Raw genomic sequence first — 14,885 nt, 5'->3', positions numbered from 1 at the left:
ATGTTTAACAATACTCGTTTTGCTCTCGCGCGAAAGCGCCGAGGGCTAACAAAGCGGGCATTGGCGAAAGAAGTGGGTGTAACAGATCGGTCGATTACTGCTTATGAGAGCGGTCAAACCGTGCCTGAAAGCCAGACTGTTGAAAAGATCGCGAGCGCACTCCGTTTTCCGGTCGAATTTTTCTTTGCTGATGACGTAGAAGAGCTACCCGTTGAGGTGGCTAGCTTTCGTGCGCTTACCAAAATGACTGCTGCCCAAAGAGATATCGCGCTTTCTGCCGGATCTGTTGCGTTACTTTTGAACCAATGGATCGAAAACAAATTTGATTTGCCTACGCCAGATTTTCCTGAGGATTACAGAATCTCTTTGGATGAAAGGTCAAAAACGGATAAAGGTCAGCAATCGTCTGAAGGAGACCAGTACCCAAGCGGGAGCCAAAGCAATGACCCGGAAGCTGCTGCTGAAATGTTGCGCCGCTACTGGGATTTAGGTGAGCTGCCAATCAAAAACATGATCGCATTGCTTGAAGTTAAGGGGGTGCGTGTCTTCTCGCTATCTGTTGATGCCAGGGAAGTTGACGCCTTTTCCATGTGGTATGGCGACATTCCTTTTGTATTTCTCAACACCAAGAAAACAGCGGAACGATGCCGTTTTGATGCGGCACATGAACTCGGCCATTTGGTTATGCATCGTCACGGTGCTCCCCAAGGGCAAGAAGCGGAAAAAGAAGCAAATGCCTTTGCGTCGGCCTTTTTGATGCCGCGTAGGAGTGTTCTGGCCAATGCGCCGAGATCGGCGACTTTAAAAAGCCTCATCTCCCATAAAAAATACTGGAATGTGTCTACTGCCGCACTTAACTATCGGCTTCATTCGCTCAACCTGACAACCGATTGGACCTATCGAACGCTATGTATTGATTTGGCCAAATTAGGACGGGATCACGAGCCGGAACCTTCACCTTTTGAAACATCGCAAGTACTCAAAAAGGTATTTGCTAGCCTTCGTGAAGACGGCATATCAAAAAGTGATGTTGCTAGGGAGCTGCTGGTTCAGCCGGAAGAGCTGGATGAGCTTACCTTTGGCTTAATGTTGAATGCTTTGAGCGGCAACTCTCAAGTAGATCGGACTCAAAGACCTCGGCCAAGTTTGAAGTTAGTTACATAGATTTTTCATGCTACTTGGGTGGCAGCTTTTTCCTGTCGCTCAGCAATCTAAATCATTTATAAGGAAGTTGCCCATTCTTAATGAAGTTTGAATAGGTATCCGTGAGCAGGGCTTCCTCTTCGTTATCTTCGCTTTTTGTTGTGTAAACCACAGTGTCACTAAGGATCAACACCGTTAACGTTTTTCCATATTCCTCGGAGTAGATGCTGTGCTCAATGACCTCTTCATCAGAGAACCATATTCCAGGGCCGTGCTGTAACCCATTCCTAGCGTTTGGGTCATAGCACTCCCTGGCAGCGGCTGAGTTTTCTGGAATTTCAATACATCTTTTCCTTGTTGGGAAGTACCTGCCCGACTTGTAGGCTTTATTGCTCGATTTTGACCAATGCATAAAGCCTTCTTCTGATAGCAATGCAATGGCTCTCTTTTTTGTAAACTCCAGCCATCTTAGTACTGCAGCAGTTAATGACACTCCGTATCGATCTGCGCAATGAGACATTAGGTCAAAGCAGAAGGGTTGATTGTCTGCCTGTTTTCGGAAATCGTGTGCGGGCATTAATAAAAAGGCGGCAAATGCATTTGCTTCAGCCTCAATATCAACGGTTGTTTGATCTTTGCCTAGCATGTCGTTCTCACCACATTCGAAGCGTCCTGACGCTCGGTTGTGCCGATGAACCATATAGTGTCCTAGCTCGTGCGCCAAGGTGAAGTTTTGTCTACCTTGATGTTCAACATCGGTATTATAGAAAATTGCCCATTCATTCTTGGTTTCATGCCGAGCGAGTACGCCATCAATTTTTCCGATGCTGCCACCTTGAACTTCAGTTATTGGGTCTGGATTAAATGAGGGGGTTAACTCCAGCGCAACCCTTTTCACATCAACAGGAAAGCGATCAGAATCAGAAAGGCCCATGTCTAAAAGCTTGGTAAGCCTATTCGCTTCTTTCAGGGGGCGCTTCTCTTCAGACATTATTTCTTGCTCCAGGCATCTATCATATCCATGATCTTGTCTCGGTCACCTTTATCCAATCCACCCAGTTTGCGGAAAAAGACCTCTTTTTCCTGATCCTCGGTGATTTCAGCCTGTGAATTATCGACAAGAAACTCTGTTGTTACATCTAATGCTTTAGCAATCAGGGTAAGTTTCTCTGCTGACGGGCGTTTTACCCCCTTGTTTTCAATCTCCCAAATGTAGCTCTTGCCGGACCCAGTTTTTTCCGCAAGTTGTTCTAATGTAAGGCCTTTTTTCTTGCGGAGCTCTTTGATTTTTGCTCCTAATAGGTTGGCCACAGAATTGTCTCCTTAGGCTAAATCTTAAAAGTTCATTATAGACATACAAAAAATGCTTGAAAAGATAATTTAAGGACCATATATTAGGTTCTGTATATTGAACTTTTTGTATGTTTATATTTTAGGGGAAGAAAAATGGCAACAAATCCTCCCAAAGGCGATGGCCACCGCAATGGTGCAGTTCGTGATCGCTCTCAAACTCAGACTCCCAGTGGCCACTGGGTAAAGCGTGATGCTGATACTGGCCGCTTTATGGATGTTAAAACGACTGACAAAACACCATTTAAAGGTGTCCGTAAGGAGAAAAAATAATGGCCAGTGGTAAGACGCATTTGGCCGTGGGTGCAGCGGTTGGCTTAACCGTTGTGCTTGCGGACCAGAAAAAACACAAAGTAAGTCACCATCCAGGTACTGGCATAGCGTTGGGAGCCCTATTCGGAAAGGTTCCAGATATTCTGGAACCTTCACTCGGCAACCCACATCATCGTCAGTTCTGCCACAGCATATTGGTTTTGATAACCTTGGGGTTTGGGCTAAAGCAAATGTATGACTGGCATCCTGATGACGGGGTACAGAAATGCCTCAGAGGTCTGGGGTTGATTGCTGGATGTGCCTACGTTAGCCACTTGCTGTGTGATGCCGCAACACCACGCTCGTTACCGGTATTAGGCAAGCTTGGTTGAGGTGTGATTATGGGAGCTAAGCCAGCCAGAAACATTAAGCCACAGGTGCAAAACATGCTTTGGGGTGTTGCGGCTGGCCGTTGCCAGTTTCGCGGTTGTAATAAGCCGCTTTGGAAAAACGAAGCAACCAATCTGCAAGCAAACATTGCACAGAAAGCACATATTTGGTCATTCAGCGATGATGGGCCACGAGGAAATGAAGGCATCGCAGAGGAAGATATCAATAGTATCGACAACCTGATGCTTGTTTGTCATGGCTGCCACAAGCTGATTGATGATGATTTAGATGGGGACACGTTCTCTGTTCAGTTGCTCCAGGGTATGAAAAGGCAACATGAGCATCGAGTTGAGTTGGTGACTTCGGTTGAGCAAAACATGAAATCTCACCTACTCCTATATGGCGCCAATATTGGTGATCAAGGCGCTGTACTGCATTTTGAAAATACAGCGGCGGCTATGATTCCTGATTACTATCCAGCAAGTAACCTACCATTGGAAATCAGTTTAAAAAACAGCAATTTTCAGGATCACGACGACTTCTATTGGGACTTGGAAAGCAAACACCTTGCGAAAGCCTTTAACGAAAAGGTAAAGCCAGGGATCACTTCCGGAGCTATATCGCACTTGTCCATTTTTGGCCTTGCCCCACAGCCACTGCTGATGAAACTAGGATCGCTCCTTACCGATATTCCAGAAATAAGAGTATTCCAAAGGCACCGAGAGCCACAAACATGGAAATGGCAGAATAATGAGTCTGAATTGCACTTTATCCTTGAAGTGCCGAAAAAACCAGGTGAAAAAATAGCGATTAACCTATCGCTAAGTGCCTCAATCAACAATGATCGAATTTATCGTGTCCTTGGTGATGATGTTTCCATCTGGACATTGACTGTTGACTCTCCTCATCGTGATCTGATACGCACTGAAGCTCAGCTAATTATGTTGCGCGATAAGATCCGAGTTGTTCTCGATCAGATTAAAAGGCTTGCTGGTGATCGGAAAGTTCTCCATGTATTTCCAGCGATGCCGGTTTCTGCCGCAATTGAGTTCGGACGAGTTCATATGCCGAAGGCCGATCTTTCACTTCGTATTTATGATCAGAGTAAAAAACGTGATGGCTTCATTAAGGCTGTCGACATTGGTTTGGAGGATGGTTTTGATGAGTAAGCAGTACAGTATTTTCTTGGAAAAAGCGGCAGAAGCACTTGATATACCACCAAGTAAATATAAGCAGGCTGTTTCTCGATATGAAGCGGTCGGCACTTGGTTGGAAAGTGGAGAATATAATGGTCAGATTGAAGGGGTGTGCATATACCCTCAAGGTTCTTTCCGGCTTGGCACGGTGATTCGCCCCTATAAGGACCATAAAGATCAGGACTACGATATAGACCTTGTTTGTGAATTAGGCGCTGCAGTTACATCTTCTGATGCAGAAGAGACCAAACATCTGGTGGGTAACAGATTAAAAGAACACGAGCGTTATCGGCAGATGCTGGATAAAGAGGGTAAGCGGTGTTGGACATTGAACTATGCAGAACAAGATGGTGTCGGCTTTCATATGGATGTGCTTCCATCTGTGCTGTCCCCGACGGGTGTGTCTCAAACAACGATTTCAATTACCAGCAAGATCGACGATGGGTACGAATGGTGTTCCAGCGACCCAAAAGGGTATGCGGAATGGTTCAAGCATCGAAACCGAGTAGCATTCGAACGCGATGCGCTGCGTCAGAAGCGGTCTATTTCATTAAATTTTCAAGATACTTATGCCTCTATTGAAGATGTGCCCGATCTTCTGGTAAGGACGCCGTTGCAACGTGCAATACAGCTACTAAAGCGACATAGGGATGTAAGGTTTAGCGATCGAGCTAACTGGAAATGCGCACCAATCTCAATGATCATTACAACGATCGCAGTACACCTTTACCAGAATGAAAGTGATGTTTTGCAGGCATTGCAAAATATCATATTAAGCCTTGATGCTCATATTCCTTTACTGCATGGACGAGAAGTAAGTGCAAATTTTTCCAACCAAAAGATCATCCACAGATTGCCTGACGGAACCTGGTATATCGGAAATCCTGTTAACCCCGATGAGAATTTTGCTGACAGATGGCATGAAGATGGCAATGCCAGGGCAAAAGCCTTTTTTCAATGGGTAGAAATGCTTAAAGAGGACTTTGTTAGTGCAGCCAAATCTGGTGATGCTGTTTTTAAGAAGAAAATGGAAGGTCTCTTTGATAATGCAATTGCTAACAAATACCTACCCAATAGCACACCAAAAGTGGTTCCTCCACCAGTAAGGAATGTGAGCATATCGGCAGCCCCAAAACCCTGGAGGAACAGTTAGGTTGCTTCAGGAGCAGATTCAAGAGCTGATTCAATTTTACCCAGGTTTGAGCGAGACGAATCAGTCAAAGTTTGGTGTAACTGTCTCCGGATCAGTGGCTTTTGAGGCCTCATTTGGAGGCCGCGAAATTTCCGACGTATTCGATGTTGAGATGTTTATTCCCCATGAGTTTCCTGACGCTCATCCAGTGGTTTGGGAGGCTGGGTGTCGAATAAACAAGGATTTTACTCATGTCAACATTGATGGGAGTTTCTGTCTTGCACTTCCGCTGGATATTAATGAAGTGCTTAGTAATGACCCAAGCCTTCTTGGTTTTGTCGATAACCTGCTGATCCCGTACTTGTACAGTTATTGTTATTGGGAAAAGTTTCAAGAAATGCCGTATGGAGAGAGGAGTCACGGTGCAAAAGGCTATTTGGAGTACTACCTAGACCTCTTCAATACAAAAAATGTGAACTCTGTACTGCGCGGCGTGATTGGTTTGTTAGTAGACGGTTACAGGCCTCATGAAAAATGTGCCTGCGGAAGCGGGAAAAAGGCCTTACGCTGCCATCCTGCTGAATCCAAGAAAATTGCGAAATCACCGTTTAAAAGCCGAATGATTCGGGAAGTTAGAATTATTTTGGATTCATTAGAAAGTCAAGGTAAGTTGAGGGTATATAGTGATCAATGAGTTTATCAAGCCGTATATTCAGATGTTCTACGGGGCCGCTTATAACATCCAGCAATCACTAGAGGGATATGGATTATCTTCATCAAATTTTCTTGAGTTTGATGGCTCCGGCAAGATTGTCGAAAGTTATTGGTCTCCTGCTCAAGCTGCACTTGTTCCTGCATTTTTTATAACCGCCTATTTCGTTTTCGTATTACTGCCGTTAGCTCTTTCGGCGGGATACGTTCTGAATAGAAGGAAGGGAGCCATATTTTCGTTAGGTATTTTGATGCTTCCTGGCATTCTTAATCTGATCGGTTGGTGGCCAAGTATAAATTTTGCGCCAGAGGAGTTCACTATAAGTGGTACCGGGGTTATGGGTGAAGCATTTGGCTATCTTCCGTTACTTATTGTCGGACTGATAACGGGGTGGTGTTGGATAACTTTTCGCAGGCAATGTCCACAGCACTTTCCGAAGACAGTTCGGGGTCTTCAACCTCAATCTCTACTAGATATTCTAATTGGTCGCCCTCAACGCCTACCAAGCTATGTGCAGGAATGTCGAACTCTTCTATTGCGTCATCTGTCATATTAAAGCGGATGGTATAGGTACAAGTGTAAGACATCAGTGTTAGCCCTTGCCATTAACAACATATCAAGTATGGCACAAGCACAACTTTTTAGGTGGGCATTGAGGGAGGGGTGGTAATCAGTGCCCATAATTACAATCTATATGGACACTTTGTGGACACAATTGCGCTAAACGCTGTGTGGCTAGTTTTTGTTCCGATGTAACACATTGTTTTTAAAGGGGAAATTGGTGGGCCCACCAGGACTTGAACCTGGGACCAACGGATTATGAGTCCGCTGCTCTAACCAACTGAGCTATAGGCCCTACATTGTTTCTGATTTCTCAGAAGTCCCGAATTTAGAGGTCCGGGGAAGAGAGGGCGCCAATTATACCTTTCAGATATAGTTGGCGCCAGTATTTTGCTAGCTTTCGATTAATCGTCGATGAAGCTGCGCAGGTGATCTGAGCGGCTGGGGTGTCTCAGTTTGCGCAGGGCTTTGGCTTCGATTTGACGGATACGCTCACGGGTGACGTCGAACTGCTTGCCGACTTCTTCCAGAGTGTGGTCCGTATTCATCTCGATACCGAAACGCATACGCAGTACTTTGGCTTCTCTTGCGGTCAAACCTGCCAATACGCGGCGAGTAGATTCTTTCAGGCCTTCAGTTGTCGCTGAATCAATCGGAGATTCTGCGTGAGAATCTTCGATGAAATCGCCCAAATGCGAATCTTCGTCGTCACCGATTGGCGTCTCCATTGAGATGGGCTCTTTGGCGATTTTCAGGACCTTACGTACTTTGTCTTCCGGCATGTCCATCTTCTTCGCCAGTTCTTCCGGCGTCGCTTCACGGCCCATTTCCTGCAGCATGTGACGGGAAATGCGGTTCAGCTTATTGATGGTCTCAATCATATGCACTGGAATACGGATAGTGCGGGCCTGATCAGCGATAGAACGCGTGATCGCCTGACGAATCCACCAAGTAGCATACGTGGAGAACTTGTATCCGCGGCGGTATTCAAACTTGTCTACCGCTTTCATCAAACCAATATTGCCTTCCTGAATCAGGTCCAGGAACTGCAGACCACGGTTGGTGTACTTTTTAGCGATGGAGATAACCAGACGCAAGTTGGCTTCCACCATTTCCTTCTTGGCGCGACGTGCTTTCGCTTCGCCAATGGAAATGCGACGGTGGATTTCTTTGATGTCCGCAACAGGCAGATCAACTTCATTCTGAATGCTGACAATGCGACGTTGCAGGCGAGTGATTTCCTCTTCTTTAGTTTGAGCCGTTTTGGCCCATTCCTCACTCCTGGCGCCCAGACCCTTGACCCATTCAAGGTTGGTCTCATTGCCGGGGAACATCTTGATGAAGTTCTTGCGCGGCATTTTGCAGTCGCGGGTACAGATATTCAGGATTTCGCGCTCGTACTTACGGACACTGTCGTTAGTAACGCGGATCGTATTGATAATTTCGTCGAACTGCTTTTGCGCCAGCTTGAAGGGAGCAAAAATACGACTGACCTCGTCAAAGCATTCCTGTGCTTCACGGCTGGCGCGACCATGCTTGTCGATGGCGGCGTTCAGCGTGTTGAAGGCTTCGCGCAATTCAGCAAAGCGGCCGCGTGCAATTTCAGGGTCGGGGCCACTGTCGTTGTCGTCGTCGCTATCGCTGTTGTCGTCGCCCTCGCTTTCTTCGTCCTCGTCCTCGTCGAGGTCTTTTTTTGCTTTAGCGTCGTCCTTGCCTGAGCTTTCTTCTGCTTCTTCGTCCTCATCCTCGTCTTCGTCGACGTCGTCGGACTCTATTTCATCGTTAGCTTCAGGAATGACGCCATCTTCAACGGGGTCAAGGAACCCTGTAATGACGTCGGAGACGCGACCGCCATCTTCGCCCTGTGTGGCGTCAAAAGCGGCAAGAATGTTGGAAACCGTGCCAGGATAGTAAACCAGCGTGGCCATCACATCGCGCAAACCTTCTTCGATGCGCTTGGCGATCTGGATCTCACCCTCACGAGTCAGCAGCTCAACCGTACCCATCTCACGCATGTACATACGCACCGGGTCAGTCGTGCGACCTACATCGTTTTCGACGGAGGCAAGCGCCGCGGCAGCTTCCGCTGCTACAGACTCATCAGTGGAATCACCATCGGTGATCAACAAGGTATCCGCATCTGGAGCTTCTTCGCAGACCATGATACCCATGTCGTTAATCATGCGTATAATGTCTTCCACCTGATCCGGATCTGCTATATCCTCTGGCAGATGGTCGTTAACTTCTGCGTATGTTAGGTAACCTTGTTCTTTGCCGCGGGCGATGAGTTCTTTCAATCGAGATTTTCGGGAATTGCCTGACATAGTCACCCTACGAATTCGGTGGCTTAATGGGAGAAAAACAAACAGCTATTATAGCCTGTATACTGTTTGCGCGCTAGAAACCCTATGTGGAGACGACTTAAAAATTTTCAAGTCCACACAAGATTAAGATTTCGGTGTGGCGATCATCGCCATTTTTTCGCTCGACATTGTTCTGAATTTTTCGTGTAACTCCTTGTTTTTAGGGTCTCTTGATAAATCCTGATGAATTTTGTCAAAAGATCTGTCGAAATATTTTCTTTTGAGCACCAACAAACTTTCCTGGGCTCCCGCCTCAATTTCTTCTGTGCCGAAAATATGCTCTAAAGAATTGAACAAGTTTTTGAAGCGTCGTTGTTGGTGTGGATCAACGGTTAACCGGTAAAGTAGATCCTCCGCTGACTCGATTTTTTCCTTAAGCAGCCACTCCAGAAAATAAGTCAGCGCCCTTTCATCGTCCTGAGTTATCTCATAATTAAGGGTGTTTGAGATTTCCTTCGCCCAGGAGGGTTTGACGTACAGGCCAAGGCAGGCGCGGGCCGCAATGCGGTTAGGCACAGGGATGGGCTCTTCACGAGGCTCGTCCCGATTCTGAAATGAAAATCCTTTTTTGCCTTTCCAATCGCCTTTCTTCCAGTCGCCGCCATGTTTGCCTTGGCGGTCTCCCCAGCGGGAAGATCGCGTTAGTTCATTCAGGCGCTGATAAAGAGCATCCTTGAGAACTGGCGCATTAATAACTTTTAGCGCTGCGCGGGCCTGAGTGGATAGAATGCCTTTATTTTCCGCAATGGACAGGTCCAGGCCCCGACTCATGGCCTGGAAAAAATACTCTGAAAGAGGCGTAGCATTGGCGATTCGCTCGCGGAATGCATCCGCGCCTTCGTTCCTGACAAATGTATCAGGGTCCTCGCCCTCCGGGAGAATTAAGAAGCTGACCTTGTAGCCATCCTGAAACATGGGCAGCAAGTTATTAAGCGCTTTATCGGCAGCCGCCAAACCGGCTTTGTCGCCATCGAAGCAGAAGACAATATCCTGACTGGTGTTCAGCAGGTGACTTAAATTGTCCTCGTTGGTGGCGGTTCCCATGGCGGCGACAGCATTAACCACGCCAAATTGGGCCAGAGAAATAACGTCAAGATAACCTTCGACCACAATCAGCTGTTCAAGCTTGCGTGATTGTTTGCGCGCTTCCCACAGTCCATACAGCACGTTGCTCTTGTGAAATATGGGAGATTCGGGACTGTTGATGTATTTGCTGCGGTCATTGCCAAGTGTACGACCGCCGAAAGCGATGGTTCTGCCCCGGGTATCCCGGATGGGAAACATAAGGCGGTTTTGGAACATGTCGAAGCGATCTTGTTCCTTTTCTATTACTAAGCGTAGCGTGCTGAGCGCTTTGACCAGACTGCGGTCGCTGGTGCCGCTAAGAAATTGGCGCTGCGCTGGCGCGAAGCCTATCCCGTATAAATCCGCCATTTCAGGAGATATGCCTCGGCGTTTCAGGTACTCCTGGGCGACTCCGCGTTGCGGATGATTTCCCAACGCCTGTCGAAATGCCGAATCCGCATGTGAGGATGCGTCATACAAAGACTTGTTTTGACTGACCTTTTGCTCCGCCACTTTATCGCGAGGCACTTCCACGCCACAACGTTTCGCCAATTGTTCAACGGCTTCATTAAAGGAAAGGTGTTCTGTTTCCTTGATAAAATTGATGGCGTCCCCGTGAGCGCCACAGCCATAGCAGTGGTAATGCGCAGGGTGATTTTCGTTGTATACGTGAAAGGAAGGAGACTTTTCGTCATGAAAGGGGCAGCGCCCTTGATAGGTTGCGCCGGATTTCTTGAGATTTACCCGCTCGGCGATGAGGCTTGCGAGATCAACCCGAGAAAGTAAGTCGTCGACAAATGCTTGAGGGATCAGACTGGCCATGACTTTAATCTATCAAGTAAGAAAGTCTAGTTGCAGGGCGACGCCTGCAACCACTCTGACCTGGCGAAGTCCTGAAACAGGTCGCCGTAATATAGAAAAGCTTCTGGGTGATTAAGATAGTCGCAGAAGGGATCAGGACAAAACTTTTTTAACTTTCTGTCCGATGACCGCCATATCCGCACGTCCCTGAACTTGTGGTTTCAGGATCGCCATTACCTTGCCCATATCGCGTATCGACTCCGCGCCTGATTCGCTTACCGCAGTCTGGATAAGTTGATCAAGTTCTTCTTCGCTGAGCGCTTCAGGCAGAAAGCCCTGAATGACGTCCAGCTCAAGCTGTTCTTTAGCGACCAGATCGTCCCGGCCAGCGGCGGAAAATTGAGAGATGGAGTCTTTGCGTTGTTTCGCCATCTTATCCAGTACTTCGAGAACACGAGCATCATCAACTTCAATGCGCTCGTCCACTTCGATTCGTTTAATGTCCGCCAAAATCAAACGAATGGCTCCAAGGCGGTCTTTTTCCTTGCTGCGCATGGCCGATTTCATGGCTTCGGTTAAACTGTCTTTCAATGACATGATCGAATTGTCTCTGTCCGTATTGGATATATAAACGTACTAAAACTGGAAAATGCGAGACTTGTAATAGTCGTATTAACGCCAACAACCTGGCCTCAACAGTATTAAGACCAGATCAACGCGGGCGTAATTCGATTAGTACAGGCGCTCGAAACGTCTTTGTTCGCGCTGAACTTTCTTCGCGTGACGTTTTACAGCGGCAGCCAACTTGCGCTTTCTTTCTGAAGTCGGCTTCTCGTAGAACTCGCGACGACGTACTTCTGAAAGGATTCCTGCCTTTTCGCATGAACGCTTAAAGCGGCGAAGTGCAACGTCAAATGGCTCGTTCTCTTTAATTTTTACGGAAGGCATATCCCCTCTCTATGATCTGTAAAAACCGAATTGGTTAAAATTGTGTCAACACAAATAGGGCGCGCATTGTAATCCCGTTAGGTTGTCCTTGTAAAGGTGTTGGCCTGTATAAATTCTAACAAATCTGTGCGAGCGGCGCTCAATTTAAAGGCGATTTGGAATGGAATAGTTGCCACGATGGCTATAAGATGCCCGGCTTGGGCGAGCGGCCCTGCTGGTCGCTGCTGTCAGACGTCTGGGCGCTTAGCTGGCTTTTATTGTACTGTCCTGACGTAGACGAGAATCAAGAGCGCCCCGATAAGTATGGTGGCCGACCTGTGCGGCGATTTGATGATGGCGGAACGGAACATGTTAGTACTGGGCATAGAAACATCCTGCGACGAGACCGGAATTGCGTTGTATGACGGAGAGCGCGGACTGTTGGCTCATACGCTGTACAGTCAGATCAAGCTGCATGCTGATTATGGCGGTGTAGTGCCGGAACTGGCCTCTCGCGATCATGTGCGGAAAGTGATTCCTTTGATCGAAGAGGTATTAAACCAGGCAGGCGTCGGCAAAAGCGATATCGACGCTATCGCTTATACAGCGGGTCCAGGCTTGGTTGGCGCATTAATGGTGGGAGGCGCTATCGCTTCGGCGCTGGCGTACGCATTGGGTATTCCCACTATTGGCGTTCATCATATGGAAGGGCATTTGCTGGCTCCGATGCTGGAGGAGAACCCACCGGAATTTCCGTTTGTCGCCCTTTTGGTCTCTGGCGGCCATACGCAATTGGTGCGGGTCGATGGCGTCGGCGAATATGAGCTGTTGGGGGAATCTGTGGATGACGCCGCAGGGGAGGCCTTCGATAAAGTAGCCAAAATGCTAGGCCTGGACTACCCCGGCGGTCCTCAAGTCGCCAAACTGGCGGAGGAGGGGAATCTGCAGCGATTTAAGTTTCCTCGACCGATGACGGACCGTCCTGGTTTGGATTTCAGTTTTAGCGGCCTCAAGACGTTTACGTTGAATACCCTTCAGGAAGCGGAAGCCAGCGGTGGCGTTGACGACAATTTGCGCGCAGATGTCGCGGCCTGCTTTCAAGAGGCTGTGGTGGAGACCATGGTGATCAAGTGCCGTAGAGCGCTGAGGCAAACAGGTCTCAAGCGGTTGATTATGGCTGGTGGAGTCAGCGCCAATCGCCGTCTGCGTGAAAAACTGCAACAAATGGTCAAAGGTGAGAAAGCGCTGGTGTATTACGCCCGGCCGGAATTTTGTACGGATAACGGCGCGATGATCGCTTACGCGGGCCATCAGCGTTTGGCTGTCGGACAAAGGGGAGACCTGAGTGTTCTCGCCACGCCACGGTGGCCTTTGGTGGAGTTGCCTTCGATAAAAGGCTGAATTCAGCAAGAGTCTAAAGCGAGCGCTCTTTGCCTTTAGCCAGATTGATGATGTTCTCTCTGTGACGGATCAGAATGAACAGCGATAGTATAAGGAATAGCGCAAGATGCTCGGGATTAAGTCGCCACGCGACCCAGGGCGCCATTAGCGCAGCCGTCAGTGATGCGAGAGACGATATACGCTTCCAATATACCACCGCCGCCCACACCAGCGTCAAAGCGAGGGTTGTCTGCCAGGCCAACGCCAGCCCTGCTCCCAGAACCGTAGCGACGCCTTTGCCTCCCTTGAAATGATGGAATGCTGGCAGCATATGGCCGACAATCGCCGCTACTGCGGTGACGCCTTGTTCGTAAGGCGAGAGCCCCAGCATTGCTGCGATGCAGACGGCGGCGGCGCCCTTGGCCGCGTCCCAGAATAAAGTAAGCGTAGCGGGAACAGGGCCGCCGAGCCGGTATATATTGGTTGCGCCGGGATTGCCGGAGCCTGATTCTGTAGGGTCGGGGAGTTGGAAGTAACGGCAAACCCAATAGGCGCCCATGATGGAGCCGAGCAGGTAGGCGATGGATGTCGCCATGAGAAGTTGAAAAGGATGCTCCATGGGTCCCCTGCGGCTTAAAATAGATCAGACTGAGTAGATTATGAGCCATAATAGAGGCTGCTTGTCTACACCCCTTTGGTCGCTAGGGATCGCTTCTTCCCTGGCGTTTAGATGACGGGCGAATGTTAGGTGCCATGGATACAGTACTTATTGAAGGTTTGCAGGTAGACGCCATAATCGGCGTTTACGAATTTGAAAAGGGATATCAACAACGGCTTTTTGTTGATATCGAGCTGGGATGCGATATTTCTGGCGCAGCGCGTGAGGATAACCTTGATCTCACCTTGAATTATGCAGCCGTCAGCGAGCGTTTGCGTGAATACGCCGCAGCCAGTCGCTTTCAGCTCATTGAGACTCTGGCGGAGCGATTTTCTGAATTACTGCAGAAAGAGTTTGGCGCGCCCTGGTTGCGCCTGACGATCCGAAAGCCTGGCGCTGTCGCAGAAGCGCGCAGCGTGGGAGTAAGAATTGAAAGAGGAGCTCGCAAGAGTGATTAAAGTGGTTGTTGGTATTGGCAGCAATATCGACCCGGACAAGAACATTGCTCTGGCGCTGGACGCGTTGGATATGCACTTTCAGGACCTGCGTTTATCGCCCGTTTACGAGTCGGAAGCGATTGGCTTCGCCGGCGACGCCTTCATCAATTTGGTGGCTGCGTTTCACACAGAGGAGCCGGTTGGCGCAGTGCAGCGCACCTTGAAACAGATTGAAGCGAGTAGCGGGCGAACGGGATTGGAGTCCAAACACTCTGGGCGTACCCTGGATATCGATATCCTTACCTATGGGGATGTTGTGGGGGAAGTGGAGGGGATTTCGCTTCCGCGGGGTGAAATAACCGAGAACGCTTATGTTTTGTTGCCATTGGCGGAACTTGAGCCGAATGAGCGCCACCCAGCCTTAAACGTCTCCTATGCGGAGTTGTGGGAAAAGTACGATCGCACCCAGCAACTGCACAGAGTCGCCTTTAGCTGGCGCGATCGGACCTTCTAGCGGT

17 protein-coding genes and 1 tRNA gene are annotated in these 14,885 nt (G+C 48.5%); 10 read left to right on the top strand and 8 right to left on the bottom strand.

Going from position 1 to position 14,885, the window contains the following annotated elements:
- Positions 1 to 1,164, top strand: coding sequence for a helix-turn-helix domain-containing protein (locus HCH_RS28335; protein ID WP_011399987.1), 1,164 nt, complete (start codon positions 1 to 3; stop codon positions 1,162 to 1,164).
- A 52-nt stretch (positions 1,165 to 1,216) separates the two neighbouring features.
- Here HCH_RS28335 and HCH_RS28330 read toward each other — a convergent pair whose 3' ends face one another.
- Both HCH_RS28330 and HCH_RS28325 read right to left on the bottom strand, forming a co-directional pair.
- Complete coding sequence (locus HCH_RS28330; protein ID WP_011399986.1) at positions 1,217 to 2,134, bottom strand: ImmA/IrrE family metallo-endopeptidase; 918 nt, start codon at positions 2,132 to 2,134, stop codon at positions 1,217 to 1,219.
- A complete protein-coding gene (locus tag HCH_RS28325) occupies positions 2,134 to 2,454 on the bottom strand; it encodes a helix-turn-helix domain-containing protein (protein WP_011399985.1) in 321 nt (106 codons plus the stop codon). The genes HCH_RS28330 and HCH_RS28325 overlap by 1 nt, the downstream gene beginning before the upstream one ends.
- Positions 2,455 to 2,589: 135 nt before the next feature.
- On the opposite strand from HCH_RS28325, the gene HCH_RS34510 reads away from it, so the two are divergent.
- Genes HCH_RS34510 through HCH_RS34025 form a run of 6 tightly spaced genes read left to right on the top strand, consistent with a single transcriptional unit; the run spans position 2,590 to position 6,731 of the window.
- Positions 2,590 to 2,766 carry a hypothetical protein gene (locus tag HCH_RS34510; RefSeq protein ID WP_011399984.1) on the top strand — a complete coding sequence of 59 codons (177 nt, stop codon included), beginning with the start codon at positions 2,590 to 2,592 and terminating at the stop codon, positions 2,764 to 2,766.
- Entirely contained in the window at positions 2,766 to 3,137 is a 372-nt protein-coding gene (locus tag HCH_RS28320) for a metal-dependent hydrolase (protein ID WP_041598989.1), read from the top strand. The genes HCH_RS34510 and HCH_RS28320 overlap by 1 nt, the downstream gene beginning before the upstream one ends.
- Before the next feature lie 9 nt (positions 3,138 to 3,146).
- Positions 3,147 to 4,304 (top strand): SAVED domain-containing protein, encoded by a 1,158-nt coding sequence (locus HCH_RS28315; RefSeq protein ID WP_041598988.1) that lies wholly within the window; start codon positions 3,147 to 3,149, stop codon positions 4,302 to 4,304.
- Positions 4,297 to 5,484: a nucleotidyltransferase domain-containing protein gene (locus HCH_RS28310; protein ID WP_011399981.1), complete on the top strand. Its 1,188-nt coding sequence runs from the start codon at positions 4,297 to 4,299 to the stop codon at positions 5,482 to 5,484. Before HCH_RS28315 ends, HCH_RS28310 begins: the two co-directional genes overlap by 8 nt.
- Before the next feature lies 1 nt (position 5,485).
- Positions 5,486 to 6,157 (top strand): hypothetical protein, encoded by a 672-nt coding sequence (locus HCH_RS28305; protein ID WP_148212682.1) that lies wholly within the window; start codon positions 5,486 to 5,488, stop codon positions 6,155 to 6,157.
- Positions 6,147 to 6,731: a hypothetical protein gene (locus tag HCH_RS34025; RefSeq protein ID WP_148212681.1), complete on the top strand. Its 585-nt coding sequence runs from the start codon at positions 6,147 to 6,149 to the stop codon at positions 6,729 to 6,731. Before HCH_RS28305 ends, HCH_RS34025 begins: the two co-directional genes overlap by 11 nt.
- 223 nt (positions 6,732 to 6,954) lie before the next feature.
- Here the strand turns inward: HCH_RS34025 and HCH_RS28295 are convergent.
- From HCH_RS28295 to rpsU, 5 genes are all read right to left on the bottom strand, one after another.
- Positions 6,955 to 7,031 (bottom strand) — tRNA-Ile (locus tag HCH_RS28295).
- Between the two features lie 109 nt (positions 7,032 to 7,140).
- Positions 7,141 to 9,060: an RNA polymerase sigma factor RpoD gene (gene rpoD / locus HCH_RS28290; RefSeq protein ID WP_011399977.1), complete on the bottom strand. Its 1,920-nt coding sequence runs from the start codon at positions 9,058 to 9,060 to the stop codon at positions 7,141 to 7,143.
- A gap of 123 nt (positions 9,061 to 9,183) precedes the next feature.
- Positions 9,184 to 10,986: a DNA primase gene (gene dnaG, locus HCH_RS28285; protein ID WP_011399976.1), complete on the bottom strand. Its 1,803-nt coding sequence runs from the start codon at positions 10,984 to 10,986 to the stop codon at positions 9,184 to 9,186.
- Between the two features lie 132 nt (positions 10,987 to 11,118).
- Positions 11,119 to 11,562 (bottom strand): GatB/YqeY domain-containing protein, encoded by a 444-nt coding sequence (locus HCH_RS28280; protein ID WP_011399975.1) that lies wholly within the window; start codon positions 11,560 to 11,562, stop codon positions 11,119 to 11,121.
- 135 nt (positions 11,563 to 11,697) lie between these two features.
- Positions 11,698 to 11,913 (bottom strand): 30S ribosomal protein S21, encoded by a 216-nt coding sequence (rpsU, locus tag HCH_RS28275; RefSeq protein ID WP_011399974.1) that lies wholly within the window; start codon positions 11,911 to 11,913, stop codon positions 11,698 to 11,700.
- 348 nt (positions 11,914 to 12,261) lie between these two features.
- Between rpsU and tsaD the strand changes: the two genes are divergently transcribed.
- Complete coding sequence (gene tsaD, locus HCH_RS28270) at positions 12,262 to 13,293, top strand: tRNA (adenosine(37)-N6)-threonylcarbamoyltransferase complex transferase subunit TsaD (protein WP_041600021.1); 1,032 nt, start codon at positions 12,262 to 12,264, stop codon at positions 13,291 to 13,293.
- Between the two features lie 13 nt (positions 13,294 to 13,306).
- Here the strand turns inward: tsaD and plsY are convergent, their stop codons facing one another.
- Positions 13,307 to 13,891 carry a glycerol-3-phosphate 1-O-acyltransferase PlsY gene (gene plsY, locus HCH_RS28265; RefSeq protein WP_011399972.1) on the bottom strand — a complete coding sequence of 195 codons (585 nt, stop codon included), beginning with the start codon at positions 13,889 to 13,891 and terminating at the stop codon, positions 13,307 to 13,309.
- A 134-nt stretch (positions 13,892 to 14,025) separates the two neighbouring features.
- Here plsY and folB point away from each other — a divergent pair, with 134 nt between their 5' ends.
- Together folB and folK are read left to right on the top strand one after the other, a co-directional pair.
- Complete coding sequence (gene folB, locus HCH_RS28260; RefSeq protein ID WP_041598986.1) at positions 14,026 to 14,388, top strand: dihydroneopterin aldolase; 363 nt, start codon at positions 14,026 to 14,028, stop codon at positions 14,386 to 14,388.
- Complete coding sequence (gene folK, locus HCH_RS28255) at positions 14,381 to 14,881, top strand: 2-amino-4-hydroxy-6-hydroxymethyldihydropteridine diphosphokinase (RefSeq protein WP_041598985.1); 501 nt, start codon at positions 14,381 to 14,383, stop codon at positions 14,879 to 14,881. The genes folB and folK overlap by 8 nt, the downstream gene beginning before the upstream one ends.
- The last annotated feature ends 4 nt before the right edge of the window (positions 14,882 to 14,885 follow it).

The sequence above is a fragment of the Hahella chejuensis KCTC 2396 genome (assembly GCF_000012985.1).
GTDB lineage: Bacteria > Pseudomonadota > Gammaproteobacteria > Pseudomonadales > Oleiphilaceae > Hahella > Hahella chejuensis.
The sequence above is the reverse complement of the archived record's forward strand: the minus strand, read 5'-3'. Positions and strand labels throughout refer to the sequence as shown.

Coding starts and splice junctions, on each gene's coding strand:
- HCH_RS28335 (WP_011399987.1), top strand. CDS start 1: ATGTTTAACAATACTCGTTTTGCTCTCGCGCGAAAGCGCCGAGGGCTA.
- HCH_RS28330 (WP_011399986.1), bottom strand. CDS start 2,134: ATGTCTGAAGAGAAGCGCCCCCTGAAAGAAGCGAATAGGCTTACCAAG.
- HCH_RS34510 (WP_011399984.1), top strand. CDS start 2,590: ATGGCAACAAATCCTCCCAAAGGCGATGGCCACCGCAATGGTGCAGTT.
- HCH_RS28320 (WP_041598989.1), top strand. CDS start 2,766: ATGGCCAGTGGTAAGACGCATTTGGCCGTGGGTGCAGCGGTTGGCTTA.
- HCH_RS28315 (WP_041598988.1), top strand. CDS start 3,147: ATGGGAGCTAAGCCAGCCAGAAACATTAAGCCACAGGTGCAAAACATG.
- HCH_RS28310 (WP_011399981.1), top strand. CDS start 4,297: ATGAGTAAGCAGTACAGTATTTTCTTGGAAAAAGCGGCAGAAGCACTT.
- rpoD (WP_011399977.1), bottom strand. CDS start 9,060: ATGTCAGGCAATTCCCGAAAATCTCGATTGAAAGAACTCATCGCCCGC.
- dnaG (WP_011399976.1), bottom strand. CDS start 10,986: ATGGCCAGTCTGATCCCTCAAGCATTTGTCGACGACTTACTTTCTCGG.
- HCH_RS28280 (WP_011399975.1), bottom strand. CDS start 11,562: ATGTCATTGAAAGACAGTTTAACCGAAGCCATGAAATCGGCCATGCGC.
- rpsU (WP_011399974.1), bottom strand. CDS start 11,913: ATGCCTTCCGTAAAAATTAAAGAGAACGAGCCATTTGACGTTGCACTT.
- tsaD (WP_041600021.1), top strand. CDS start 12,262: ATGTTAGTACTGGGCATAGAAACATCCTGCGACGAGACCGGAATTGCG.
- plsY (WP_011399972.1), bottom strand. CDS start 13,891: ATGGAGCATCCTTTTCAACTTCTCATGGCGACATCCATCGCCTACCTG.
- folB (WP_041598986.1), top strand. CDS start 14,026: ATGGATACAGTACTTATTGAAGGTTTGCAGGTAGACGCCATAATCGGC.